This is a genomic window from Saccharothrix sabaoui (assembly GCF_051756985.1).
Lineage (GTDB): Bacteria > Actinomycetota > Actinomycetes > Mycobacteriales > Pseudonocardiaceae > Actinosynnema.
The window spans coordinates 1-24,572 of record NZ_JBPKJK010000040.1 but is presented as its reverse complement, the minus strand read 5'-3'; the positions used below and the strand labels follow the sequence as shown (position 1 = coordinate 24,572).

22 protein-coding genes and 2 pseudogenes are annotated in these 24,572 nt (G+C 73.6%); 10 read left to right on the top strand and 14 right to left on the bottom strand.

What is annotated here, in order from left to right; translation table 11 throughout:
- Window positions 1-42: 42 nt before the first annotated feature.
- Both ACR807_RS15060 and ACR807_RS15055 read left to right on the top strand, forming a co-directional pair.
- Window positions 43-417: a hypothetical protein gene (locus ACR807_RS15060; protein ID WP_438921924.1), complete on the top strand. Its 375-nt coding sequence runs from the start codon at window positions 43-45 to the stop codon at window positions 415-417.
- A gap of 218 nt (window positions 418-635) precedes the next feature.
- Window positions 636-2,129: a cellulase family glycosylhydrolase gene (locus ACR807_RS15055; RefSeq protein WP_438921923.1), complete on the top strand. Its 1,494-nt coding sequence runs from the start codon at window positions 636-638 to the stop codon at window positions 2,127-2,129.
- A gap of 118 nt (window positions 2,130-2,247) precedes the next feature.
- On the opposite strand, the gene ACR807_RS15050 is transcribed toward ACR807_RS15055, so the two are convergent.
- Genes ACR807_RS15050 through ACR807_RS15040 form a run of 3 tightly spaced genes read right to left on the bottom strand, consistent with a single transcriptional unit; the run spans window position 2,248 to window position 5,247 of the window.
- Window positions 2,248-3,726 (bottom strand): glutamate-cysteine ligase family protein, encoded by a 1,479-nt coding sequence (locus ACR807_RS15050; protein WP_438921922.1) that lies wholly within the window; start codon window positions 3,724-3,726, stop codon window positions 2,248-2,250.
- A 19-nt stretch (window positions 3,727-3,745) separates the two neighbouring features.
- Entirely contained in the window at window positions 3,746-4,405 is a 660-nt protein-coding gene (locus tag ACR807_RS15045; protein WP_438921921.1) for a 4'-phosphopantetheinyl transferase family protein, read from the bottom strand.
- The gene (locus ACR807_RS15040) at window positions 4,402-5,247 is read right to left on the bottom strand and encodes a metallophosphoesterase family protein (RefSeq protein ID WP_438921920.1); all 846 of its coding nucleotides are present in this window, start codon (window positions 5,245-5,247) and stop codon (window positions 4,402-4,404) included. Before ACR807_RS15040 ends, ACR807_RS15045 begins: the two co-directional genes overlap by 4 nt.
- A 415-nt stretch (window positions 5,248-5,662) precedes the next feature.
- Here ACR807_RS15040 and ACR807_RS15035 point away from each other — a divergent pair.
- Both ACR807_RS15035 and ACR807_RS15030 read left to right on the top strand, forming a co-directional pair.
- Window positions 5,663-6,004 (top strand): annotated as a pseudogene (locus ACR807_RS15035) (transposase); the annotation flags it as partial.
- Between the two features lie 95 nt (window positions 6,005-6,099).
- Window positions 6,100-6,354, top strand: a complete 255-nt coding sequence (locus tag ACR807_RS15030; protein ID WP_438921919.1) for a hypothetical protein — start codon at window positions 6,100-6,102, stop codon at window positions 6,352-6,354.
- Window positions 6,355-6,455: 101 nt separating this feature from the next.
- Here ACR807_RS15030 and ACR807_RS15025 read toward each other — a convergent pair whose 3' ends face one another.
- The 7 genes from ACR807_RS15025 to ACR807_RS14995 all read right to left on the bottom strand — a co-directional run bounded on the left by ACR807_RS15025 (window position 6,456) and on the right by ACR807_RS14995 (window position 16,609).
- The gene (locus tag ACR807_RS15025; RefSeq protein WP_438921918.1) at window positions 6,456-7,628 is read right to left on the bottom strand and encodes a sensor histidine kinase; all 1,173 of its coding nucleotides are present in this window, start codon (window positions 7,626-7,628) and stop codon (window positions 6,456-6,458) included.
- Entirely contained in the window at window positions 7,625-9,346 is a 1,722-nt protein-coding gene (locus tag ACR807_RS15020; protein ID WP_438921917.1) for a sodium/solute symporter, read from the bottom strand. The genes ACR807_RS15025 and ACR807_RS15020 overlap by 4 nt, the downstream gene beginning before the upstream one ends.
- On the bottom strand, window positions 9,343-9,693 hold the full coding sequence (locus ACR807_RS15015) for a DUF485 domain-containing protein (RefSeq protein ID WP_438921916.1): 351 nt from the start codon (window positions 9,691-9,693) through the stop codon (window positions 9,343-9,345). The genes ACR807_RS15020 and ACR807_RS15015 overlap by 4 nt, the downstream gene beginning before the upstream one ends.
- A gap of 95 nt (window positions 9,694-9,788) precedes the next feature.
- Complete coding sequence (locus tag ACR807_RS15010; protein WP_438921915.1) at window positions 9,789-10,628, bottom strand: LytR/AlgR family response regulator transcription factor; 840 nt, start codon at window positions 10,626-10,628, stop codon at window positions 9,789-9,791.
- A 32-nt stretch (window positions 10,629-10,660) separates the two neighbouring features.
- The gene (locus tag ACR807_RS15005) at window positions 10,661-10,969 is read right to left on the bottom strand and encodes a hypothetical protein (RefSeq protein WP_438921914.1); all 309 of its coding nucleotides are present in this window, start codon (window positions 10,967-10,969) and stop codon (window positions 10,661-10,663) included.
- 125 nt (window positions 10,970-11,094) lie between these two features.
- Complete coding sequence (locus tag ACR807_RS15000) at window positions 11,095-14,049, bottom strand: AfsR/SARP family transcriptional regulator (protein ID WP_438921913.1); 2,955 nt, start codon at window positions 14,047-14,049, stop codon at window positions 11,095-11,097.
- A gap of 76 nt (window positions 14,050-14,125) precedes the next feature.
- Window positions 14,126-16,609, bottom strand: coding sequence for a DEAD/DEAH box helicase (locus ACR807_RS14995; RefSeq protein ID WP_438921912.1), 2,484 nt, complete (start codon window positions 16,607-16,609; stop codon window positions 14,126-14,128).
- Between the two features lie 315 nt (window positions 16,610-16,924).
- On the opposite strand from ACR807_RS14995, the gene ACR807_RS14990 reads away from it, so the two are divergent.
- From ACR807_RS14990 to ACR807_RS14975, 4 genes and pseudogenes are all read left to right on the top strand, one after another.
- The gene (locus tag ACR807_RS14990) at window positions 16,925-17,611 is read left to right on the top strand and encodes an energy-coupling factor ABC transporter permease (RefSeq protein ID WP_438921911.1); all 687 of its coding nucleotides are present in this window, start codon (window positions 16,925-16,927) and stop codon (window positions 17,609-17,611) included.
- Complete coding sequence (locus ACR807_RS14985; protein ID WP_438921910.1) at window positions 17,608-17,892, top strand: PDGLE domain-containing protein; 285 nt, start codon at window positions 17,608-17,610, stop codon at window positions 17,890-17,892. The genes ACR807_RS14990 and ACR807_RS14985 overlap by 4 nt, the downstream gene beginning before the upstream one ends.
- Window positions 17,889-18,485: pseudogene (locus ACR807_RS14980) on the top strand (energy-coupling factor transporter transmembrane component T family protein); the annotation flags it as partial. The gene ACR807_RS14985 and the pseudogene ACR807_RS14980, both read left to right, overlap by 4 nt.
- A gap of 60 nt (window positions 18,486-18,545) precedes the next feature.
- The gene (locus ACR807_RS14975) at window positions 18,546-19,325 is read left to right on the top strand and encodes an energy-coupling factor ABC transporter ATP-binding protein (protein ID WP_438921953.1); all 780 of its coding nucleotides are present in this window, start codon (window positions 18,546-18,548) and stop codon (window positions 19,323-19,325) included.
- Here the strand turns inward: ACR807_RS14975 and ACR807_RS14970 are convergent.
- From ACR807_RS14970 to ACR807_RS14955, 4 genes are all read right to left on the bottom strand, one after another.
- Complete coding sequence (locus ACR807_RS14970; RefSeq protein ID WP_438921909.1) at window positions 19,322-20,452, bottom strand: lytic polysaccharide monooxygenase; 1,131 nt, start codon at window positions 20,450-20,452, stop codon at window positions 19,322-19,324. The two genes, ACR807_RS14975 and ACR807_RS14970, sit on opposite strands and share 4 nt — an antisense overlap.
- Window positions 20,453-20,593: 141 nt before the next feature.
- Entirely contained in the window at window positions 20,594-21,907 is a 1,314-nt protein-coding gene (locus tag ACR807_RS14965) for an MFS transporter (RefSeq protein WP_438921908.1), read from the bottom strand.
- A 111-nt stretch (window positions 21,908-22,018) separates the two neighbouring features.
- Window positions 22,019-22,438: an SRPBCC family protein gene (locus ACR807_RS14960; RefSeq protein WP_438921907.1), complete on the bottom strand. Its 420-nt coding sequence runs from the start codon at window positions 22,436-22,438 to the stop codon at window positions 22,019-22,021.
- 29 nt (window positions 22,439-22,467) lie between these two features.
- The gene (locus ACR807_RS14955; RefSeq protein ID WP_438921906.1) at window positions 22,468-23,079 is read right to left on the bottom strand and encodes a uridine kinase family protein; all 612 of its coding nucleotides are present in this window, start codon (window positions 23,077-23,079) and stop codon (window positions 22,468-22,470) included.
- Window positions 23,080-23,180: 101 nt separating this feature from the next.
- Between ACR807_RS14955 and ACR807_RS14950 the strand changes: the two genes are divergently transcribed.
- Complete coding sequence (locus tag ACR807_RS14950) at window positions 23,181-23,636, top strand: hypothetical protein (RefSeq protein ID WP_438921905.1); 456 nt, start codon at window positions 23,181-23,183, stop codon at window positions 23,634-23,636.
- The coding region (locus ACR807_RS14945) for a PPE domain-containing protein (RefSeq protein ID WP_438921904.1) at window positions 23,633-24,572 on the top strand (940 nt) is incomplete at its 3' end. The genes ACR807_RS14950 and ACR807_RS14945, both read left to right, overlap by 4 nt.

Genomic DNA, 24,572 nt, shown 5'->3' with positions numbered 1-24,572 from the left:
CTAGGTTAGGGTGTCCTAATCCCTGCGGAAGGCACCTCTGCCGTGTCCGGCTACGAGACCATGACCGTGCAGGTGCGAGCCGGGTTGGGGGAGCGGCGCCTCGTCGACGCCGTGCGCTCCCTCGTCGACCGCCACCGCGAACTCCGGGACGTCGTCCCCGCCGCGTGCGTTCGCCGGGTCGTGCTGCCGTCCGCGCTCGTCCCGGCGGCGGCCTCCTCGGCCTCCTCGGCCTCGGCGCTCGCGCCGCCCGCCGGCGTCCCGCTGCGGGTGATCTGGTTCGACGGCGGCGCCGAGGGCCGCATCCTGCTGGTCGTGCGCCGCGACGTGCTCGCCGCGCTCCCGTGGCGCGTGCTGCTGCCCGGCCTGGCCTCCGCCTGGAAGGCGAACCCGGAACGCGCCCTCCTGCGCGCGAGCTGATCCCTTCCGCGCGAGCGGGGCCCTTCCCGTGTGAGCCGGCCCCCTCCCGCGTGAGCCGGCCCCTCGCCGCGCCCGTCCGACCCGGTCCACTCCCGTCCCCGCCCGTGTTGACAGCGGGCGCGCGGGGTGTTGTGATCCACGCAACAGTTAGGAAAGTTTCCTAACTGACCCGCCGCCGCCGTGTTCACCCCCGTCCCCGTCCCCGTGGGAGGCACCCCGTGGCACCCCGTTCGCGATGGCTGGCCGCAGCCGTCGCGGTATCCCTGCTCGCCGTCCCCGCACCCGGCCTCGCCGGCGCCGCGGCCGACCCCGCCGCTCCGGCAGGGGCTGTTCCGGCAGGGGCCGCCCCGGTCGAGGCCGGGCCGGTCGCGCAGGCCGTCGTCCAGCACCAGGCCGAGAGCGCCTCGGTCGCCGACGGCGTCGTCGAGTCCAACCACGCCGGCTACACCGGCAGCGGGTTCGTCAACTACGCCAACGCGGTCGGCTCGTACGTCGACTTCACCGTGACCGCCGCGACCGCCGGCCCGGCGACCCTGACCTTCCGGTACGCCAACGGCACCACCACCGACCGGCCCATGACCGTCGCGGTCAACGGCACGGCCGCCGCCACCGGCCTCTCGTTCGCCGCCACCGGCGCGTGGAGCACGTGGGCCACCAGGACGACGACCGTGACGCTCGCGGCGGGCGCGAACCGCGTCCGCGCCACCGCGACCACCGCCGCCGGCGGCCCCAACCTGGACCGCCTCGACGTGCAGACCGGCAGCGCCCAGGCCGGCCGCCCCGCCGACGTCAACGGGCAGCTGCGGGTGTGCGGCACCAAGCTGTGCAACCGGTACGGCAAGCCGGTGCAGCTGCGCGGCATGTCCACGCACGGCATCCAGTGGTACTCGCAGTGCGTGAAGGGCGCGTCCCTCGACGCCCTCGCGAACGACTGGGGCGCGGACGTCCTGCGCATCTCGATGTACGTGCAGGAGGGCGGGTACGAGACCGACCCGCGCAGGTTCACCGACCTGGTGCACGGCTACGTCGAGGAGGCCACGAAGCGCGGCCTGTACGCCCTCGTGGACTGGCACCAGCTCGACCCGGGCGACCCGAACGCCAACATCGCCCTGGCGCGCACGTTCTTCACCGAGGTCGCCTCGCGGCACCGGGACAAGACCAACATCATCTACGACATCGCGAACGAGCCGAACAACGTCTCGTGGGCGGGCATCAAGTCCTACGCGGAGCAGATGATCCCGGTCATCCGGGCGCAGGACCCGGACGGCGTCGTGTTCGTCGGCACCCACGGCTGGGGTTCGCTGGGCATCTCCGACGGGCGCAGCGAGCAGGACATCGTCTCGAACCCGATCAACGCCACGAACTTCATGTACACGTTCCACTTCTACGCGGCCTCGCACCAGGACGAGTACTTCGACGCCCTGTCCCGCGCGGCGGCGCGGCTGCCGATCTTCGTGACCGAGTTCGGCACCCAGACCTACACCGGCGACGGCGGCAACGACTTCGCCTACAGCCAGAAGTACCTGGACTTCCTGGCCGCCAACAAGATCGGCTGGACGAACTGGAACTTCTCCGACGACTTCCGCTCGGGGGCCGTCTTCAAGGAGGGCACCTGCGCCGGCTCGACGTTCGCCGGCACGGGCGTCCTCAAGCCCGCCGGCGCGTGGGTCCGCGAGCGGATGCGCACCCCGGACGACTTCCCGACGAGCTGACGACCCGACGAGCCGCCGGGGGCGGGTCCGCGCTCACGGGCGTCGACCCGCCCCCGGCGGTCGGGCGGCAGGCCCTCGGCGCACGACGACGCCGGCTACCGGTGGGTCCTCTGACCGGTCAGCTCACCGGCCAGGTGTGCACCGGTTCGTTCGAGTGCATCAGGTCCCGGTACGTCCGCAGCATCCGGCGCAGCGCCTCGTGCCGGTCCAGCGCGGTGTGGTCGTAGTGCCGGTGGAACGCCCGCGCCTGCCACGTCGCGCCGTTGACGCCGGTCAGGCACCGCTGCTCGACCACGCCCAGCAGCCGGTCCCGGTCGGCGGCCTCGACCTTCAGCTTCGCCAGGCCCTCGTGGGCCAGCGGCAGCAGGCGCCGGAGCACCAGCTCCGCCACCGGCACCGTGCCGAGCCCCGGCCAGTAGACCTGCGCGTCGATGCCGTGCCGCGCGCCCGCCAGGAAGTTGTCCTCGGCCGCGCTGAACGACATCTGCGACCACAGCGGCCGCTCCTCCTCGGACAGCACCCGCACCAGGCCGTAGTAGAACGCCGCGTTGGCCAGCGTGTCGACGACCGTCGGCCCGGCGGGCATCGTGCGGTTCTCCACGCGCAGGTGCGGCTTGTCGCGCACCACGTCGTACACCGGCCGGTTCCAGCGGTAGACGGTGCCGTTGTGCAGGCGCAGCTCGGCGAGCGACGGCGTGTCGCCGCGCTCCAGCACCTGCACCGGGTCCTCCTCGTCGCAGATCGGCAGCAGCGCCGGGAAGTACCGCACGTTCTCCTCGAACAGGTCGAAGATCGACGTGATCCACCGCTCGCCGAACCACACCCGCGGCCGGACGCCCTGCTCCTTCAGCTCGTCGCTGCGGGTGTCCGTGGCCTGCTGGAACAGCGCGATCCGGGTCTCCCGCCACAGCTCCTTGCCCAGCAGGAACGGCGAGTTCGCGCCCACCGCCACCTGCACGCCCGCGATGGCCTGCGCCGCGTTCCAGTACGGCGCGAACGAGTCCGGCGACACCTGGAGGTGGAACTGCGCGGACGTGCACGCGCCCTCCGGCACGATCGAGTCGGCCGTCATCTGGAGCCGCTCGACGCCGTCGATCGAGATGTGCAGGTCCTCGCCGCGCGCCGCCAGCACCTGCTCGTTGAGCAGCGCGTACCGCGGGTTGCCCGACAGCGCGTCCGCGGCCAGGTGCTTGGCCTGCAACGTCGGCAGGATGCCGATCATCACCATGTGCGAGCCGGTGGCCGACGACTTGTGCTCGGCCTCGTTGAGCGAGTCCCGCACGACGGTCTCGAACTCGGTGATCCCGCCCGCGGTGAGCTGCCGCGGCGCGACGTTGATCTCCAGGTTCCACTGGCCCAGCTCGGTGACGAAGTCCGCGTCGGCGATGGCCTCCAGGGCCTCCGCGTTGCGCATCGCCGGGTCGCCCGCGTCGTCCACCAGGTTCAGCTCGATCTCCAGCCCCGTCATGGGCCGGTCGAACTCGAACCGCGACTCGCGCAGCATCCGGGCGAACACGTCCAGGCACCGGCGCACCTTCGTGCGGTACCGCGTGCGGTCCTCGCGGGTGAACTCGTGCCGCCCGACCTCGTCGCCCATGCCTGCCCCTCGCCGGTGATCAGCGCGCGGGTACCGCGATCGCGGTCACCACAAACCCCTCCCGGGCCAGCCACCGCCCGGTGAACCCGTCCAGGGTGGTCCCGTCCACCACCGGGGGCTCGATCAGGACGCGCGCGCTGAACGTGCCGTCGTCCGGGTTGATGGTCACCTCGGCGTCCTCGAACCCCAGCCACGCCCGCGTCAGCGGGAACCACGCCTTGTAGACGGTCTCCTTCGCGCTGAACAGCAGCCGGTCCCAGGCGACCTTGTCGCCCGCCGCGCGCAGCCCGGGCATCCTGGCCAGCTCGCCGGGCACGGCGATGGCCTCCAGGACGCCGTCGGGCGTCGGCTCGTTCGGCTCGGCGTCGATGCCGATGGTCCACACCTCGTCGGTGCGCCCCACGGCCGCCGCCCGGTAGCCCTTGCAGTGGGTGATGCTGCCGACCACGCCCGCGGGCCACGTCGGCTCGCGCCTCGGGCCGGGCAGCAGCGGCACGGGGGGGAACCCGAGGCCCGCGAGCGCCGTGCGCGCGCAGTGCCGGCCGGTGGCGAACTCCTTGCGCCTCTTGTCCACGGCCTTGGCGACGTGCTCCTCCTCCTCGGGGAACAGCACCACCCCGTCGGGGTCGCCGAAGAAGTCCACCGCCGAGACCGGCGGGAGCAGCAGGTCGGTGATCACCGGGCGTCCCCTTCGCGCAGCACGTCCAGCAGCGGCGCGGCGGTCCAGCCGCGCGGCTGCCACTCGCGGGGGTAGCCCAGCGAGACCTCGTCGAAGCGCACGCCGTCCTTGCGGATCGTGCGCGGGATGTGCAGGTGGCCGTACACCGCGACCGCCGCCCGGAACCGCACGTGCCAGTCGGCCGTCTTCTCGGTCCCGCACCACAACGCGAATTCGGGGTACCGCAGCACGAACGTGGGATCGCGCACGAGGGGCCAGTGGTTGATCAGCACCGTCCGCAGCGACGGGTCGACCGCCTCCAGCCGCCGCTCGGTCTCCTCCACGCGCGCCGCGCACCACGCCTCGCGGCTCGGGTACGGGTCGGGGTGCAGGAAGTACTCGTCGGTGCAGATGATCCCGGCCTCCTGCGCCACGGCCAGCGCGGACGCCTTGTCGGAGGTCCCGGCGGGCCGGAACGTGTAGTCGTACAGGGTGAACAGCGGGGCCACCGCCACCGGGCCGCCCGCGCCCTCGAACACCGCGAACTCGTCCTCGGGCGTGCGCACGCCGATGCTGCGGCACAGCTCCACCAGCTGCTTGTAGCGCACTTCGCCGCGCGCCTGCACCGGGTCGTCCTTGGTGGTCCACAGCTCGTGGTTGCCGGGGGACCAGACCACCTCGGCGAACCGCCCGCGCAGCGTGCTCAGCACCCACTCGACGTCGTCGAAGCGTTCACCCACGTCACCGGCCACGATCAGCCAGTCGGCGGGGGAGTGCGGTCGAAGCGCATCGACGAACTTGCGGTTCTGCTCGTACGTCACGTGCAGGTCGCTGGTGGCGAGGAGGCGTGGCGGGGTGGTCACCCCCCGAGCGTATCCCCGGCGACCGGCATCGGGGAGTGACCGCTCATCCGCTCGTCGCGCTGGTAACGCCGTTCGGCGGAGCACTGGTGGCCGCGTGACGCTCGACCGCCCCGTTCGGCGCGCGTTCCCTTACCAGTGAGCGTCCGACTTCCTAGCGTGATGGGCATCACGACAGTCCTGGGCGGAGGACCTGATGAGCAACCAAGTACGACCTGTGCAACCGTTCGGGCGAACGGTGGGCGCCGAGATCGCCCGCCAGGTGCAGCACCACCAGCACCCGGCGGTCGCGCCCCGGAGGACCGACGACGCCGCCCTGGCGATGTTGCTGCGCGCCCGCCAGCGCGGTGACGCCCAGCGGCAGGAGCCGTGGGTCCGCCGGGCGCCGGAAGCGCCTCCCCGTCCGCCGCACGCGGACGTGATCGAGCAGTTGGCGGTGCGCCTCGTGCCGCCGGCCCTGTGGGCCGCGGTCGAACCGCTCATCCCACCCGCCAAGGTCCGCCGCCAGGGCGGTGGCCGCGGCCGGGTGTCGGACCGGGCGATCTTCACCGCGATCGTGTTCGTCCTGACCAGCGGCTGTGCCTGGCGGCACCTGCCCGCGACGTTCGGCGTCACCGTGCCGACGGTGCACCGGCGGTTCCAGGAGTGGACCGAGGCGGGCCTGTGGCTGCGCCTGCGCCGGGTGGTCGCGGAGGGCGCGTCCGACGACGCGGAGTGGCTGCGGCTGGTCCTGGAGGCCGCGGAGCGCCGGGGCGCCCGCGCGGCCGGTTAGGGAAAGACGGACCACGAGCGGGCGTCCCAGTCGCTGAACCGGGGCGCCCGCTCGCCCGTGTTCCCCCCAGGAGGTGTCCCACCATGACCGACCTGTCCCGAAGAGACCTCGCCCTGCTCCGCGCCACCGCCGCCGACCGCGTGGAGCTGACCGGCAGCGCCGAACCCGACGCCCGGGTCGACGCCCTGCCGTTCAGCGACCCCTGCACCGCCCGCGCCCTGGTCCGCGCGGGCCTGCTCGAACCGACCACCCGCGTGGCCGTGTCCGAGTGGAGCCGCGCCCGCCTGACCGCCGCCGGCCGCGCCGCCCTCACCCCCGGCCCGCTCGCGGCGGCTTAGTCCCGCGGCGGCGGGACCAGCCTTCCGCACGCCCCACCCCGCGCACCTCCGGTCGCCGCTCCGGACGAGAGCCCCGTGCCGGAAGGCGGACCGAAGCCGTGTCAGGCGTGCACGCCCGCCGAGTACTTCGGCACCCGCACGCTGATCTTCGTCCCCATCCCCTGCGCGGTCTCCACGACGAGACCGTAGTCGTCGCCGTAGCAGCGCCTCAGCCGTTCGTCGATGTTGCCCAGACCTATACCCGCCGTCGCGCCGACCTGACCCGCCAAAGTGCGGCGCAGCGCGTCGGGGTCCATGCCGATGCCGTCGTCCTCAATGGTGATGTGCGCCTCCTGGCCCGCGTCGGCGGCGAGGATCGTGATGTGGCCCGGCCCGACCTTGCCCTCCATGCCGTGCCGGACCGCGTTCTCCACCAGCGGTTGCAGGCAGAGGAACGGGACGGTCACCGGGAGGACCTCCGGCGCGATCTGCAACGTCACCTTCAGGCGCTCGCCGAACCTCGCCCGCTCCAGGGCCAGGTACTGGTCGATCGACTTCAGCTCCTCCGACAGCGTGGTGAAGTCGCCCGCCCGGCGGAACGAGTAGCGGGTGAAGTCGGCGAAGTCGAGCAGCAGGGTCCGCGCCCGCTCGGGGTCGGTCCGCACGTAGGACGCGATGGCGGACAGCGAGTTGTAGATGAAGTGCGGGGAGATCTGGGCGCGCAGCGCGCGCACCTCGGCCTCCACCAACCGCGTCCGCGACCGGTCCAGCTCGGCCAGCTCCAGCTGGCCCGACGCCCACCGCGCCACCTCGTTCGTCGCCCGCACGAGCCCCGCCGACGCCTCCCGGCTGTACGCCGCCAGCACGCCCACCACCCGGCCCTCCACGGTGAGCGGCGCCAGCACCGCCGTGTGCACGGGGCAGTCGGCGGTCGTGCAGGTGATGTCGAACGCCCGCGTGCGGCCGGTGCCGAACACGTCCTCCGCCAGCCGCATCACCTCGGCCGCGTGGTGCCCGCCGCCGCCCTCCCAGGCCACGACCTCCGTCTCGTCGGTCAGCGCCAGCGCGGGCGTGCCGAGCAGCGTGCGCAGGTGCCGGGCCGACTTCTTCGCCGCCTCCGGCACGAGCCCGGCGCGCAGCGGCGGCGCCGCCGACCACGCCGTGTGCAGCGTCTCGAACGTGATCCGCTGCTCGTTGGTGAGGAAGTCGTTGCGGGACAACGACGTGCGCCACAGCGTGATCACCACGGCGAGCCCGGCGAGCAGTATCGCGCCCACCGTCCACACCGCGGTCACAACCGGTCCTGACTGCGCAGTCCCAGGTTCTCCGGCGCGTGCAACCGCACCATCACGTGGTTCACCCCCGGCGGCACCCTGCGCGGCGTCAGCAGCGACACCGCGAACATCACGACGAACCCGAGCGGCACGGTCCACGCCGCGGGCCGGGCCAGGAACACGTGGTACCACGCGTCGGCGCCGCGCGAGCTGATCGTCACCAGACCGGCCACCAGGGCGGGCACCCCGCCCGCGAGCATCCCGGCCACCGCGCCCGCCGTGGAGATGCGGGTGCTCCAGATGCCCAGCACGAGCAGCGGGCACAGCGACGACGCGGCCACCGCGAACGCCAGGCCCACCATGTCCGCCACCGGCACCTTGCCCACCAGCCACGTCATGCCCAGCGGCACGACCACCGCCAGCACCGTCGACACCCGGAACCCGCGCACCGACCGCAGCCGCAGCACGTCCCGGCTCAGCACGCCCGCCAGCGACACCATCAGGCCCGACGAGGTGGACAGGAACGCCGCGAACGCGCCACCGGCCACCAGCGCGCCCAGCAGCTGCCCGCCCAGCCCCTCGACGACCCGGCCGGGCAGCGCCAGCACCACCGCGTCCGTGTCGCCGGTCATCAGCAGCTCCGGCGTGTAGAGCCGGCCGAGCGCGCCGTAGATCGGCGGCATCAGGTAGAACAGGCCGAGCATGCCCAGCACGATCAGCGTCGTCCGCCGCGCCGCCCGCCCATTGGGGTTGGTGTAGAAGCGCACGATCACGTGCGGCAGGCCCATCGTGCCCAGGAAGGTGGCGATGATCAGCGAGTACACCGCGTACAGCGGGAACCGCTCGCCGCCGCGCATCGGCAGCGCCCACACCTCGTTGGTGCTCGTCGGGATCGACCGCACGTGCGGCACCGCCGAGCCCTGGGAGAACGTCAGCCGCGTCCCGGCGTCGGCGGTGTGGTCGCCCACGGACAGCGCGCCGCCGCCGTCGACCCGCTGCCCGTCGACCACCCCCGTGCCGCTGAACGGCGTCGTCTCCGAGACGTGGAACGCGGTGCCGGTGTCGAACGACACCGTCGTGCGCTCCGGGAACTCGGGGAACTCCGGCCCGGCCAGCTCCTTCGCGCCCTGCGCGTGCCAGGCCATCACCAGGAACACCACGGGCACCGCGATGGCGGTCAGCTTGAGCCAGTACTGGAACGCCTGCACGAACGTGATGCTGCGCATCCCGCCGGAGATGACGTTGGACGTCACCACGACCGCCACCACCAGCGCGCCCACCCAGTCCGGCGCGCCCGTCACGTAGTTCAGCGTCAGGCCCGCGCCCTGGAGCTGCGGCAGCAGGTACAGCCACCCGATGCCCAGCGCGAACATCGAGGCCACCGCGCGCACCGCGGGCGAGGCGAACCTGGCCTCGGCGAAGTCGGGCAGCGTGTACGCGCCGCTGCGGCGCAGGGGCGCCGCGACCAGCGCCAGCAGCACCAGGTAGCCGGCGGTGTAGCCGACCGGGAACCACAGCATGTCCGGACCGTGCGCGAAGATCAGCCCGGCGATGCCCACGAACGACGCCGCCGACAGGTACTCGCCGCCGATCGCCGAGGCGTTCCACCACGGCGACACCGTCCGCGAGGCGACGAAGAAGTCCGACGTGGTGCGCGAGATCCGCAGCCCGTAGGTGCCGACCGTGACCGTGCCGATCGCCACGACCAGGACGGCGATGATGCCGTAGGTGCTGCTCACGAACGTTCCACCAGCTCCGCGAACTCGCGCTCGCCGCGCTCGGCCTGCCGGATGTAGAACCAGCCGGCCAGCACGAACACCGGGAACACCAGCACGCCGAGCAGCAGCCACGGCAGGGGCAGGCCGAACAGGCGCTGCGCGGCGATCGACGGCGCCAGCGCGAACACCAGCGGCAGGGCCGCCACGCTGCCGCACACCACCGCGCACAGCAGCAGCCCGAGCCGCCGCTGGGTGCGGATCAGCGACCTCATGTAGACCGCGCCCAGCTCGCTCTGCTCGTCGATCTCCCGCGACGCCGGGTACGGGCGGGGCGCGCGCGGCGCGCGCGTGCGGGGGCTCGTCACCACCACCCGCTGCTTCGGCGGCGCCGGCTCCGGCTTCGGCGGTTCCGGCCGCCGGGGGGTCGGCCTCGGCGGGGTCGGCTTCGGCGGGGTCGGGCCGGTCACAGCGGCTGCCGGTTGCGGCGCACCAGCAGCTGCCGCAGGTGCCGGGCGTGCCGCCGGCTCACCGGCAGCACCGCGCCCCCGATGTTCACGCTCAGGTGGCCGTCCTCCAGGCGCAGCTCGTCGATGTGCCCGAGCGACACCAGGTGGCTGCGGTGGATGCGCACGAACCCGGCGGACCGCCAGCGCTCCTCCAGCCCGTTGAGGGCGGCGCGGACCAGCCCGCTGCCGGTCGCGGTGTGCAGGCGGGCGTAGTCGCCGTGCGCCTCCACGTACCGGATGTCGGCGAGCCGGATGAACCGCGTGATGCCGCCGAGTTCGACGGGGATGACCTCGTCACCCACGTCCGGCGCTTTTTCCGCGGGCGCGACCGGCGCCGGCTCCGGTGATTTGGAATCGAGCACCTCGTGCACGATCCGGTGAACGGATTCGGCCAACCGTTCGGGTCGGACCGGTTTGAGGAGGTAGTCGAGCGCTTTCAGCTCGAACGCCTCCACCGCCGGTTCCTGGTGCGCGGTGACGAACACGATGGGCGGCGGCTGCGCGAACCGCGACAGCACGCGCGCCAGGTCCAGCCCGTCCAGGCCCGGCATCCGGATGTCGAGGAACACCGCGTCCACCGGCTGCCCGGCGTCCATGGCCCGGTGCAGCGTGCGCAGCGCCTTCGTCGCGTCGCCCACCGCCTCCACGTGCGCCACCCGCGGGTCGGAGCGCAGCAGGTAGACCAGGTCGTCCAGGGCGGGGGCCTCGTCGTCGACCGCGAGCACCCGCAGCGTCCGTTCGAGCGCCCCCCGGCGCTCCGGGCCCTCGCAGAGGGGGCAGGGGAGTCCTGAGGTCATGGAGTTCCAATGCGGTGGTCGGGCGTCGTCGATCAGACCAGTGGACGCCCATCCTCACCCCTGGGGGTGGTCAGGGGCAATGACCGCCGCGCCGCCTGCGCGTCACCCAGGGTCATCTCCAGCTCCAGGGACGCCTCCTCGGCCCGCCGGGCGGCCAGCGACACCGACGCGGCGGCGGCGCTGCCCACGAACCGGCGGGTGGGCTCCTGCAACCGGCGCACCGCGTCGGACCACTCGTCGGCCATCCGCGCCAGTTCGGTGAGCACCGACACCAGTTCGTCGGGACCCCGGGGCACCCCTTCCGCGATCCGCGCCAGGGCGACGTGCGGATCGGTCGTCATGAGATCCCCCAAACACGCTCAAGAAGCATCGAAACCCGATGTTCCCGCCGGTGGTGGGGCGGGTCAACGGCTCGTGGCAGTGGTCTCAGTTGGTCCCGCACACCGAAACACCGCGGAAACGCACGTCACGTCAACTCGGCGATCGCCTCGGCGGTCGTGCGCTCGACGAGGCCGAAACCGCCGCGCGCGGCGAGGTCGTGGCCGATCCGGGCGTGGCGGAGGGCCTCGGCGCGGCGGCCCTCCGCGACCAGGGCGCGCACCAGGTGGGCGTGCGAGCGGACCACGCCGTAGCGGTACTCGCAGGAGTCGGCCAGCTCCAGCGCGCGCAGGTGCGCGGCCACGGCGCGGGCCGGTTTGCCCAGGTGGCGCAGGACCAGGCCGAGGGAGTTGTGCACCTCGGACTCGATGCGCGGGCTGCCGCCCAGCTCCTGGACGAGCGCGAGGGCGCGCTGGGCGGTGCGCAGGGCCTCCGGGTGCTCGCCGGCCAGGCAGAGGGCGGCGGCGAGGTGCGCCATGCCCTCGGCGCGGGCGTGCCGGGCGCCCGTGCGGAACCAGGCGGAGAGGGCGCCGCGCAGCAGGTCGACGGCGCCCCGGTGGTCGCCCGTCGCCGTGCGGCACCGGGCCAGCAGGGCCGCGCAGGTGGCCTCCACGTTCGCCCCGTTCGCGGCCCGCGCCAGGGCCAGGCCCCGGGTCAGCAGCCCGGCCGCGCCCTCCGGGTCGCCCCGCACCAGGCTCACCGCGCCCCGGCCCGCCAGCACGCCGATCCGGACGTGCGGGCCCGCCCAGTCCTCGCCGGTCAGCGACTCCATCCGGTCGAACGCGGCGGTCGCCGCCGCGAAGTCGCCCAGCTCCACGTTCACCACGCCGTCCAGGCCGGTGTGCAGCCACACCAGGCGGCCCACCGGCCGGGCCTCCGCCAGGTAGCGCTGCGCCACCCGCAGGTTGCCGAGGTTGCGGTGCTCGGCGGCCAGCCACACCAGCATCGACGTCTCCGCGTCGTGGTCGCCCGCCGCGCGCGCCGCGCCGAGGGCCGCGTCGATGGCGTGCAGGAACTCCACGTGGTGCCCGTGCGACCCGAAGTACCCGCTGACCGCGTCGATGAGCTGCCACGACAGCTCGCGCGGCCCGTGCTCGGCGCAGTGCTCGGTCGCCGCCAGCACGCTCGCCCGCTCCGCCGTGAGCCACGCCCGCGCCACCTCGGGGTTCATCCGCGGCGGCCCGGACACGCCCAGCTCCGGGTACAGCACGTCGCCGACCTCGACCGCGGTGCGCAGGTACCAGTCGAACAGCCGCCGCCGCGCCGCGCCCAGGTCCTCGCAGGCCGCCTCGGCCCGGTCGGCGGCGTAGTCGTGCAGCAGGTCGTGCACCGCGAACCGGTCCGCGCCGACCCGCTGCACGAGGTGCGCCGACGCCAGGTCCTCCAGCAGCCTGCGCGCCACCGCCTCGGGCGCGTCCAGCAGCGCCGCCGCGCCGAACACGCTGAAGTCCGGCCCCGGCAGCAGCCCGGTCAGCCGGAACAGCCGCGCCGCGTCGGGCGTCAGCGCCCGGTAGGACAGGTCGAACGCCCGCCGCACGGCCGCCGTGTCGTCGTTGTCCACGGCCAGCGCCGTCAGCCGGTCGCCGCCGCGCAGGTCGTCCACGTAGGCCGCGACGTCCAGGTGCGGGGCGCCGACGAGGTTGCCCAGCGCTATCCGCAGCGCCAGCGGCAGGTAGCCGCACAGCCGGGCCAGCTCGCCGATCGCGTCGAACTGCGCCACCGCCGCCTCCGGCCCGAGCGAGCGGGCCAGCAGCTTCCACGCCTCGTCGCCGCGCAGCACGTCCAGCCGCACGGTCGTCGCCCGCAGCGGCCGGCGCAGCTCGTTGCGGCTGGTCACCAGCACCGAGCAGCCGGGGTCGCCGGGCAGCAGCGGCAGCACCTGCTCGACGGACGCGGCGTTGTCCAGGGTGATCAGCACCCGCCGGCCGCGCAGCCGCGCCCGGTAGTTGCGGACCAGCTCCTCCTCGCCCACCGGGATGTGGTCGGACCGCACGCCCATGGCCCGCAGGAACCGCGCGAGCACCGCGGACGTCGTCAGCGGCGGCGACGTCGAGTACCCGCGCAGGTTCGCGTACAGCTGCCCGTCCGGGTACCGGTCGCGCACCGCGTGCCCCACGGAGATCGCGAACGCCGTCTTGCCCACGCCCGGTAGCCCGCACACCACCACGGTCGCCGCGGCCCGCGTCAGCAGCCCCTTCACCCGGGTCATCTCCGCGGTGCGGCCCACGAAGTTGCCGACCGGCGCGGGCAGCTGCGACACCGGCGCCCACGTGCCCGCCGCGGGCCGGTGCAGCGCCGGGTCACCGGTGAGGATCGCGTGGTGCACCGCGCGCAGCGAGTCGCTCGGGTCCACGCCCAGCTCGCGCGCCAGCGCCGTCGACGCCTGCCGGTAGGCGTCCAGCGCGTCGGCCTGCCGGTCGACCCGGTACAGCGCCACCATCAGCTGCGACCAGAACCGCTCCCGCAGCGGGTGCTGCGCGGTGAGCCTGCGCAGGTCGGGGATCACCTCGTCGCACCGGCCCAGTCGCAGCTTCACGTCCACCAGCTCGGAGGTCACCCGCAGCCGCTGCTCGGCCAGGTTCGGCGCCTCCGCCTCGTGCAGCGCCCCGGACGGCACGTCGGCCAGCGGCGCGCCCCGCCAGCAGCCCAGCGCGTCCTCGTACGCCGTGCACGACGCGGTGAGGTCACCCGCCGCCGCCAGCTCCGCGCCCCGCGCGGACCACTCCTCGAAGCGGTGCAGGTCCAACGCGCCGGGCGGCAGGTCGATGCGGTAGCCGGTGGGCGTGGTGCGGATCAGCTGCGGGTCGCCGAGCGCGCGCCGCAGCCGCATCACGTACACCGGCAGGGTCTGCCCCGCCCGGTCCGGCGGCGACTCGCCCCACACCCGGCGGATCAGGTCGCCCGCGGGCACGGACCGGTTCGCGCCCAGCAGCAGGGTGGCCAGGACGATCCGGTGCTTGGCGGCGGTGATCGGGACCGGGCGGCCGTCGCGGCGGACCAGGAGCGGTCCCAGCACGCCGAACTCGTCCCGCGACAGCGTCACCCGCCTCCGTCCACACCGACCGACCCTGGGACATGCTGGTGCTCCCGCCCGTACCGGAGTACCACCGGATGGCCCCCTACAGCCTTCCCACCTCGGTGATGTGGAGGACGGCCGTGCCGACCTCGTCGGACTCGGTCAGGTCCACCTCGGCGCTGAAACCCCAGTCGTGGTCCTTCGCCGGGTCGTCGAAGACCTGCCGCACCAGCCAGCGCTCCGGCTCGACGGTGATCAGCAGCATCGCCGGGCCGCGCGCGTCGGGACCGAGGCCGATGTCCTCGTGCTCCTCGAAGTACGGGTCCAGCGCGTCCTGCCACTCCTCGGCGGTCCAGCCCGAGTCGCCGTCGAGCTGGCCCAGCTCGTAGTAGTTGCGGCGCGCGGCCAGCTCCACCCGCCGGAACAGGGCGTTGCGCACCAGCACCCGGAACGCCCGCAGGTTGCGCGTGACGCCGGGCGGCACGTCGTCCTGCACCGTCTTCTCGGGGTCGTCGTCCGGGTTCCGGAGCTTCTCCCACTCGTCGAGCAGGCTGGAGTCCACCTGGCGCACGAGTTCGCCGAGCCACTCCTGGAGGTCGCTCAGCTCCTCGGTCTTCGCGTCCTCGGGCACGGTCTGCCGCAGCGCCTTGAAGGCGTCGGCCAGGTACCGCAGCACCAGGCCCTCGGACCGCGCGAGCTGGTAGTACGACACGTACTCGGCGAACGTCATGGCCCGCTCGAACATGTCGCGCACCACCGACTTGGGCGACAGGTGGTGGTCGGCGACCCACGGGTGGCCGCGCCGGTAGGTGGTGAACGCGGCCTCCAGCAGCTCCTGGAGGGGCTTCGGGTACGTCACCTCCTCCAGCAGCTCCATCCGCTGGTCGTACTCGATGCCCTCGGACTTCATCGCCCCGATGGCCTCGCCGCGCGCCTTGTGCTCCTGCGCCGACAGCACCTGGCGCGGGTCGTCCAGGGTGGACTCCACGACCGAGAGCACGTCGAGCGCGTACGACGGCGACTCCTTGTCCAGCAGCTCGACCGCGGCCAGCGCGAACGGCGACAGCGGCTGGTTGAGCGCGAAGTTCACCTGGAGGTCCACGGTCAGGCGGATGTCGTCGCCCTGCCGCTCCACCACGCCCGCCGCCAGCAGCCCCCGGTACATCTGGATGGCGCGCAGGACGTGACGGCGCTGCGCGGGCCGGTCCTCGTGGTTGTCCTCCAGCAGGTGGCGCATCGCGGCGAACGCGTTGCCCTGCCGGCCGATGACGTTGAGCAGCATCGCGTGGCTGACCTGGAAGCTCGACGTCAGCGGCTCCGGCTCGGCGTTCTTGAGCCGCTCGAACGTCTGGTCGCTCCACGACACGAAGCCCTCGGGCGCCTTCTTGCGCACCACCTTGCGCCGCTTCTTCGGGTCGTCGCCCGCCTTGGCCAGCGCCTTCTCGTTCTCCACCACGTGGTCGGGGGCCTGCACCACGACCGTGCCCACGGTGTCGTAGCCGGCGCGGCCCGCGCGACCCGCGATCTGGTGGAACTCGCGCGCCTTGAGGTGCCGGGTGCGCTGCCCGTCGTACTTCGACAGCGCGGTGAACACCACCGTGCGGATCGGCACGTTGATGCCCACGCCGAGCGTGTCCGTGCCGCAGATGACCTTGAGCAGGCCCGCCTGGGCCAGCTGCTCCACCAGCCGCCGGTACTTCGGCAGCATGCCCGCGTGGTGCACGCCGATGCCGTGCCGCACCAGCCGCGACAGCGTCTTGCCGAAGCCGGACGTGAAGCGGAACCGGCCGATCATCGCCGCGATCGCGTCCTTCTCGGCGCGGGTGGCGACGTTGACGCTCATCAGCGACTGCGCGCGTTCGAGGGCGGACGCCTGGGTGAAGTGCACGACGTAGACCGGGGCCTCGCGGCCGTGCAGCAGCTCCTCGATCGTCTCGTGCAGCGGCGTGGTGACGTACTGGAAGTTCAGCGGCACCGGGCGCTCGGCGGAGCGGACCGTCGTCGTCGTGCGGCCCGTGCGCCGGGTCAGGTCCTTCTCGAAGAACGAGACGTCGCCCAGCGTCGCCGACATCAGCAGGAACTGCGCCTGCGGCAGCTCGATCAGCGGCACCTGCCACGCCCAGCCCCGGTCGGGCTCGGAGTAGAAGTGGAACTCGTCCATCACGACCTGGCCGACGTCGGCCGCCGTGCCGTCGCGCAGCGCGATGTTGGCCAGGATCTCGGCCGTGCAGCAGATGATCGGCGCGGTCTCGTTGACGCTCGCGTCGCCGGTCATCATGCCGACGTTCTCCGCGCCGAACGTGTCGATGAGCGCGAAGAACTTCTCGGAGACCAGGGCCTTGATGGGCGCGGTGTAGAACGTCCGCTTGCCCTCGGCCAGCGCGGCGAAGTGCGCGCCGGTGGCCACCAGCGACTTGCCCGAGCCGGTGGGGGTGCTGAGGATGACGTTCGAGCCGGAGACGATCTCGATGAGCGCCTCCTGCTGCGCCGGGTACAGCGACAGCCCCCGGTCGGACGCCCACTCGGCGAACGCGTCGTAGAGGAGGTCGGGCTCGGGGGTCGGCGGCAGCCGGTCGGTGAGAGTCATCGCAGGCAGAGCATAGTGGCAACCCGCGGCGAGGGGCGCCCGCGTGATCGTCCCCGGCGGGCCGCCGTCCGGTGGCCGGTGGCCGGGCCACCGGACGGACGACCCGTCGGGCCGGCACGACGCGGTGCACCACCGGTCGGCCTGCCGTCGCCGGATCAGCGCCTTCACCTCTTCGAGTGAACCGGTCCCGGGGGCGGGTGGACGCGGATCGACATCGGGACCGCGGCGGGCGTGGCGGTGCGCGTGATCACCTGCACTTCTTTTGTTGTTGCACTGAGCTGGCCAGAGCAGCGGACCGGCAACTAGCGTGGAGCCGTGACCGAACCCGTGGCGATGCACATGAGCGACGGCCTGCTCAACGCGCCGACGTCGCTGCTGTTCGTGGCGGTCGCCGCGGCGGGGGTGGCCGTGGCGCTGGCGAAGGCGCGCGGCGACCTCGACGACCGGACCGCGCCGATGGCCGGCCTCGTGGCGGCCTTCGTGTTCGCCACCCAGATGCTGAACTTCCCGGTGCTGCCGGGCGTGAGCGGTCACCTGCTGGGCGGCGCGCTGGCCGCCATCCTGGTCGGGCCGTGGGTCGGCGCGCTGTGCGTGACGATCGTGCTGGTCGTGCAGTCGCTGTTCTTCGCCGACGGCGGCGTGACGGCGCTGGGCGCGAACATCACCAACATGGCGTTGATCGGCACCGCCGTCGGCTACCTGACCGCGGTGGCGCTGCGCGGGCTCGCCCGGCGCGGCAGGGGCGGTCTGGCGGCGGTCGCGTTCGTGTCCGCCCTGGTCAACACGGTGCTCGCGTCGGCGGGCTTCGTCCTGGAGTACGCGATCGGCGGGCAGGGCGGGGTCGCGCTCGGCACGGTGGCGGTCGCGGTGCTCGGCGTGCACGTGCTCATCGGCGTCGGCGAGGGCCTGATCACGGCGGTCACCGTGACCGCGGTCGCGGCGGTCCGCCCCGACCTCGTGCACCTGCTGCGCGGGGCACGACAGGAGCTGGAGCTGAAGTGAAGCGCTTCTTCCTCGGGTTCGCCGTCGTCAGCCTGCTGCTGGCGGGGGTCGTCTCGTACTTCGCGAGCGCGGACCCGGACGGGCTGGACCACGTCACCGAGGAGCACGGCATCGCCGAGCACGCCGCCGACCACCCGCTGGGCGGCGGACCGCTCGCGGACTACGCGCTGGGCGGCGACGACCGGTTCACCGGCCTGGCCGGCGTGGTCGGCGTGGTGGTCACGCTCGCCGTCGCGGGCGGCCTGTTCTGGCTGCTGCGCAAGCGGTCGACCACGAGGTGAGCGCCGGGCACCACGGGTTCCTGCACCGGCCGGGCGACTCGCCGGTGCACCGCCTCCCGCCGCAGGTCAAGATCGTCGCGACGGTCGTGGGCGTGCTGTGCGTGGTGGCCACGCCCCGCGACGCGCACTGGGCGTTCGGCGCGTACCTGCTCGCCCTCGGCGCGGTGTGGGCGGTGGCCCGGGTCCCGGTCGGCTGGTTCGCCGTCCGCTCGGTGATCGAGCTGCCGTTCGTGCTGCTCGCGCTGGTGCTGCCGTTCACCGGCCCGGGGGAGCGGGTGGACGTGCTGGGCCTGCCGGTGTCGGTGGAGGGCGCGCTGGCCGGGTGGAACATCCTGGCCAAGGGCACGCTCGGCCTGCTGACCTCGCTCACCCTGGCCGCGACGACCGCGCCGCACGACCTGCTGCTCGGCCTGCAACGGCTGCGGATGCCGTCGGTGCTGGTCACGATCGCCACGCTGATGCTGCGCTACGCCGAGGTCGTGGTGGGCGAGGCGAAGCGGATGCGGGTGGCGCGCGTCTCGCGCGGCGACGACCCGAGGTTCCTGTGGCAGCTCGGCGCGACCGCGCGCGGCGTGGGCAGCCTGTTCATCCGGTCCTACGAACGCGGTGAGAGGGTGCACCTGGCGATGGTGTCGCGCGGCTGGACGGGCCGGATGCCCGACAGGAGCGGCGCGGGCGGGGGGAGCGCGGTGGTCGCGGCGTCGGGTCCCGCCCTCGTGGTCGACCGGCTCGCCTACGCCTACCCCGACGGCCACCAGGCCCTCTTCGGCATCGACCTGGTCGTCCAGCGGGGCGAGCGGGTCGCCGTCCTCGGCCCCAACGGCGCCGGCAAGACGACGTTCGCGCTGCACCTCAACGGGGTGCTCGGCGGCGGCTCCGGCCGGGTCGAGGTCGCCGGGCTGCCGGTGGAGAAGGCGAACCTGCGGGAGGTCCGCCGCCGCGTCGGCGTCGTCTTCCAGGACCCCGACGACCAGCTGTTCCTGCCCACCGTCCGGCAGGACGTGGCGTTCGGCCCGGCGAACTTCGGGCTGCGCGGCGAGGAGCTGGACGCCCGCGTGCGGCAGGCGCTGGAGGCGGTGGGCATGGAGGGGTTCGCCGACCGGTCGCCGCTGCACCTGTCCGGCGGTCAGCGGCGGCGGGTCGCGCTGGCCACCGTGCTGGCCTGCGACCCGGAGGTGCTGGTGCTCGACGAGCCCTCGGCGAACCTGGAACCGGTGGCCCGCCGAGAGCTGGCCGAGGTGCTGCTGCGGTTGGACCGCACCATGCTGATGGTCACCCACGACCTGCCCTACGCGGTGCAGCTGTGCCCGCGCAGCGTCCTGGTGGACGGCGGCGTCGTGGTGGCCGACGGGCCGACCCGGGAGCTCCTGGCCGACGCCGAGCTGCTCGCCCGGCACCGGTTGGAGCTCCCGTTCGGCTTCCGGCTCGACTAGGGACTGGTGCAGGTGACCGTCGGCAGCGAGTTCGTGCCGGTGTAACCGGCCGTGAAGCCGAACTTCACCGACGACTCGGGCGCCACCGACCTGTTCCAGTCTACGTTCTTCACGACCACCTCGGACCCGGAACCGGACCGCACGCCGTTCCAGACGCTGTTGACCGTCTGCCCGTTGGCGTAGGTCCACCTCGCGGTCCAGCCGTTGTAGGCGCTCGTGCTGTGGTTCATGATCTCGACCTCGCCCTGGAAGCCGCCCGACCACGCGCTGGTGATCTTGTAGATCGCCATGCAGTGCGCGTCACCCGGCGGGTTCGTCGTGGTGGTCGTCGGGGTCGTGGTGGTGGTCGACGTGGGCGTCGTCGTCGTGGTGCTGGTCGTGGTGGTGGTGGTCGTCGTCGTGGTGCCGCCGCCCCCGTTGCCGACGCCGGTCTCCTGGCCGTTGCCGCCGTCGAACACGACGTCGGAGCAGTTGTAGAACGTCTCCTGGCTGTCCGAGCGGGTCCACACCGAGTAGATGATGTGGCGGCCCGACTTGCCGGACGGCAGGTTCGCGTTCCAGTAGTACTGGCCGTCCACGGTGCCCACCGACCCGCGCGCGGGCGGGTTGGTCACGCTGTGGAAGGGCGTGCTCTCCAGGTCGTCCCAGGACAGCGCCCGGGTCGGGCTCCAGCTGTCCTTGGTGACGTACAGGTGGAAGGTGCCCGGGTGGGCGGCCCACATGTTGTAGGACCAGCCGAAGTTCGCGCCCGCGGTCAGGTGCGTCACCGGGTAGTCGTTGCGCGCGATGTCGAACCCGGAGAACGTCGGGTTGCCGCCGCTGCACAGCTTGCCGTCCGGGATGAAGCCGCGCGTGCGGCCGCCACCGTCGGAGCGCAGCACGCCGAACCAGTTGTAGAGGGCGTTGGTGCCGCCCGCGGACACCGCGGCGGAACACGCCGGGTTCTGCGGGGCGATGTTGCCCTGCGGGCTCAGGCCGTCCTTCCAGCACAGGAAGGTCCGGCTGCCCGGCTTCATCATGGCGCCGTGCGCGTTCGCCGCCGTCGGGCTGACCACGTTCACGAGCACCGCGACCAGCAGGCCGGCCACACCGGCCGCGGCCAGCGAGATCCATCGTCGGGCCGTCACGTCGTTCACCTCCTCGTTGAGGTTCTGGGAACGCTCCCAGGAAACGTGCCGACTCTAACGGCGTCCGATGCGCTGTGTGAATCTTCAGCTACCCAGTGCGACCGTATGGCCGCACCGGGTCCGTCGTACGGACCTGCCCCGCTACACCCGGACGCGGGTACGCCGGCGGGAAGGGCCGCCGGACCGCCGGGGACGCGTCACGCCGTGCGGGTGGCCGGGCGGGGCCGGGTGGTGCGGCGTCGCGTGCCCGGACCGGCGCAGGACGCGGTGCGCCAGGGCGGCGCGGCGCTCGGCCGGCGCGCCCAGCACGGTCGCGGCGAACACCGACACGAGCAGCGTGACCGTGCCCGCGAGCACCAGCGTCTCCGGCGCGCCGACCCGCTCGCACAGCCACCCCAGCAGCGGCGCGCCCACCGCGCCCGCCGCCGCGCCGACCGAGGAGTTCACCGCGAGCAGCCGGCCGCGCATCCCCTCCGCGGTGTCGAGCTGCACGCGCGTGCTCATCGTGGTGTCGATGACGACCGCGCCCGCCGCGATCGGCAGCAGCACGAGCGCGAACCCGAGCGTGCCGGGGACCAGCCCGCTCACCACCTGGAGCAGGCTCGTCGCGCACGCCACGACCAGCAGCAGCCGCACGGTCAGCACCCGCCGGGCCGCCGCCGCGAGCCCGCCCAGCACCGTGCCGACCGCGAACACCGTCGACAGCAGCCCGTAGGACGCCGCGTCGGGGCTCATCGCGGCCATCGTGACCTGGTAGTTGCGGCCCAGGCTGGACAGCGCGAACCCGAGCGCGAACAGCAGGAGCAGCCGACCGCTGCCCAGCACGTACCGCAGGCCCGCGCCCACGCCCACCCGGTCGGGCGGACTGGCGGCCAGCGGGTGCAGCTCCGCGCCCCGCACGGTCGCCACGGCCACGATCACGGCCGCGAAGCTCAACGCGTTGAGCAGGAACAACGCCGGCGCGCCGAGGGCGGCGGCGAGCACCGCGGCGGTGCTCATGCCCAGGATGCGGCCGGTGGAGCTGAGCACCGAGCCCAGCGCGACCGCGTTGCCCAGGTCCTCCCGGGGCACGACCTGCGCGCCGAACCGGCCCAGCGCGGGCCCGTCGAACACCGTGACCAGCCCGGCCGCGGCGGTCAGCGCGAACACCAGCGGCATCGCCGCGCCCGCCGCCACCACCGCGGCCAGCAGCACGGCCAGCACGGCGTGCAGCGCCTGGCAGGCCAGGACGACCCGGCGGACGGGCAGGCGATCGGCCAGCGACCCCGCCCACGGGCCGAGCAGGACCGAGGGCAGCGCCCCCAGCAGGACGGAGAAGCCGACGGAGGTCGCCGAGCCGGTGCGTTCGAGCACCACCCAGTTGAGGCCGATCACCTGCATCCACGAGCCGGTCACCGAGATCAGGTCGGCGAACGCCCAGCGGCGGTAATTGCGGCCGCGCAACGCGCGGAACATCGGAAAAGGGCTCCTAGTGGTGAACAGGGGCCTCATCCGTGCCCACGCTGAACGGCGGCAAGACTATGCGTCGCTCAAACGTGTTTTCGCTGGTTGATCAGGTGAAAAGGCTCACGTAACGCGGTCGGCGGCCAGCGCGGCCAACCGGTCGAGGGCCTGCCCCAGGTACTCGTCGGTCAGCTCGTGCGCCTCGCCGCCGACCGCCTCCGGGTGCTCGCCGCGCACGTCGAGGTGCAGCACGACGCGGCTCGCGCCCGGACCGTCCTCGTCGACCTGGAGCCACCCCGAGTAGCCCTCGCCGTCCAGGTCGCCCCACTCCAGCCTGCGCTGCCCGGCGTCGGCGGTGAAGTAGCCCTCGGCCTCGTCGATGTCGTCGCCGATCGACACCCGCCCGGTGACCCGCTCCGGCCCGCTCGGCTCCACCTGGAGCCCGTCGGGCAGCCAGGCGTCCATCGAGCCGACGTCCCGCGCGATGTCGTACACCGCGCCCGCGTCGACCGGAATCCTCTGCTCGCGCTCGAACTCAGCCATGCCGGACCGGTACCCGCGGTCCGGGCCGACTACACCGCGGCGGGGCGCGCGGACCCGATCGTGGCCAGCTCCGCGCGGGCCCGGTGCGGCGCGACCGGCCGCATGCCCGCGTCCGCGCAGCGGCGCACCACGTCACCGTGCTCGCCCAGCAGCCGCAGGCCCCGGCGCAGCAGGAACGGCACCGGCTTGCGCGCCTCGACCACGTCCCGGGCGAACCGGCGCGCGAACGTGACCAGGGCGTTCGGCGCGAGCACGATCGCGTCGGCCAGCACGCCCGCGTCGCGGCAGCCCGCCACCAGCCGGTCGGCGAACAGCCCCTCGGCGATGAACGTGCCGGGCGCGGTCACGGTGTGGCAGCCCACCCGGCCGTTGTCGCCGATCGAGTACACCGGGGCCTCGACCGAGCCGGTGGTGGCCAGCTCGACCACGGCGGCCAGCGCGGCGTCGGTGTGCCAGGAGCCCTCGGCGTCCCAGTCGGCGCGGCCCGCGGCGTCGCGCGGCAGCAGCGGGTCGTCGCCGTCGCGGTAGAAGTCGTCCAGGCGCAGCACGGGCCACCCCAGCAGGGCGGCGAGGTGGGACTTCCCGGAGCCGGAAGGGCCGGCGAGCAGCACGGCCCGCGCGTGAACGGAAGGTGACGGCACGGGGCACGATTTTCGCACACGCTTGTCCGTCCGTGCACCGGCGCTGCTCCCGCTGTGCACCCGGTCTGGTCACCCGCGCCCCCGACGACCACGATGTGCGCATGGTCAGGGTGCGCGGTGTCGAGGACGCCAAGCGGTTGCGCGAGGAACTGCGCGACGAGCGCGGGCACGAAATCATCGGGTCGGCGGAGGTCCGGCGGCCCACCGGTGCGGGTGCGGCGCGGATCACGGCGGAGGCGGGTGACCGCATCGAGTTGGACTTCGACCGGCTGGAGGAGGCCCGCGCCCGACTCGACCAGCTCCAGGACGTGCTGGTCGAGCAGTTGCGGCAGGCCCAGGACCTCGGCGAGCCCATCGGCGACGGCAAGGGCCCGGTCGCGCTGCACATGCGGCGGGCGTTCCGGGAGCGCGGCGGCGCGGTCGGCGGCGGTGTGCAGGTGGCGCTGAAGTCCTACCTGGACGAGCTGATCGCGCTGCGCGACGCCCTGGGGCAGGTCGGCGCGACCCACCGCGCCGAGGACGCGATGATCGCCGAGGCCATGAGGCGGCAGGGGTGAACAAGCGCGGCGCGCGCCGGGTGCGCCAGGTCAAGGCCAACCGGCGGCTGAAGAACTTCGGCAAGATCAACTGGAAGGTGTACGAGCACCGCCAGATGTGGGACATGGTCATGTCGGCCGAGGTGCCGCTGATGGCCACCCGCACGGCGCAGTGGCAGGTGCTCGCCTCCGCGGTGGACAGCGCCACGAACGAGGTGCAGCACATCGTGCGGCAGCTCGCGGAGTCCTGGCGCGGCCCGTCGGCGGGTGCGGCGGCCGAGTCGGTGAACCGGCTCACGTCGTGGGCGACGGACGCGTCCGAGCGCGCCTACCGCGTCGGCAACGGCCTCGACACGTACACGTCGGCGCTGGTCGAGGCCCGCGCGCGGATGCCGGAACCGGTGCACCCGACCGCGGAGCGCTGGTTCCGCGAGGGCCGCGACGTGTCCGTGCTGGACGGTCCGCAGGGCGCGTACATGGTGGACCAGCTCCTCGACGACCACCTGCCGTCCAAGCGGCAGCAGCAGGACGCGCACGCCGAGGCGGTGCGCGTGATGACCGGCTTCGAGGACGCCAGCCGGGGTGTGCACGACCGGCTGCCGGAGTTCGAGGGCGCCCCCGCCACCACGACCATCACGCCGGACCACCGGCCGCTCCCGGTGGGGCCGACCCTCTTGCCGCCACCGCTCCCCGTGCCGCCGCCGTGGGTGCGGCCCCCGTCCGTGCCCGGTCCCCCGGCGGGGGAGGACCCGGCGGTCACGCCGTTCCCGCCCGGGACGCGGCCGGCGGACACCACCTCGGTCGCCTCGGCCGGCGGCCTGCCGGGCCCGGGCGGCTTCGGCCCCGGCACGGGCCTCGCGCCGGGCTACCACGGCCCCGGCGGCACGGCCGGCTACGGCGGCCACGCGGGCGGTCCCGGCTCCGGCGGCTTCGGGCGACGCGGCCAAGGCGCAGGCC

What these genes read in the sequence shown, in the direction of transcription:
- ACR807_RS15010 (WP_438921915.1), bottom strand. Translation starts at nt 10,628, where the DNA reads ATGACCTCAGGACTCCCCTGCCCCCTCTGCGAGGGCCCGGAGCGCCGG.
- ACR807_RS15005 (WP_438921914.1), bottom strand. Translation starts at nt 10,969, where the DNA reads ATGACGACCGATCCGCACGTCGCCCTGGCGCGGATCGCGGAAGGGGTG.
- ACR807_RS15050 (WP_438921922.1), bottom strand. Translation starts at nt 3,726, where the DNA reads ATGGGCGACGAGGTCGGGCGGCACGAGTTCACCCGCGAGGACCGCACG.
- ACR807_RS15030 (WP_438921919.1), top strand. Translation starts at nt 6,100, where the DNA reads ATGACCGACCTGTCCCGAAGAGACCTCGCCCTGCTCCGCGCCACCGCC.
- ACR807_RS14950 (WP_438921905.1), top strand. Translation starts at nt 23,181, where the DNA reads ATGGTCAGGGTGCGCGGTGTCGAGGACGCCAAGCGGTTGCGCGAGGAA.
- ACR807_RS14975 (WP_438921953.1), top strand. Translation starts at nt 18,546, where the DNA reads ATGCCCGACAGGAGCGGCGCGGGCGGGGGGAGCGCGGTGGTCGCGGCG.
- ACR807_RS14960 (WP_438921907.1), bottom strand. Translation starts at nt 22,438, where the DNA reads ATGGCTGAGTTCGAGCGCGAGCAGAGGATTCCGGTCGACGCGGGCGCG.
- ACR807_RS14965 (WP_438921908.1), bottom strand. Translation starts at nt 21,907, where the DNA reads ATGTTCCGCGCGTTGCGCGGCCGCAATTACCGCCGCTGGGCGTTCGCC.
- ACR807_RS14995 (WP_438921912.1), bottom strand. Translation starts at nt 16,609, where the DNA reads ATGACTCTCACCGACCGGCTGCCGCCGACCCCCGAGCCCGACCTCCTC.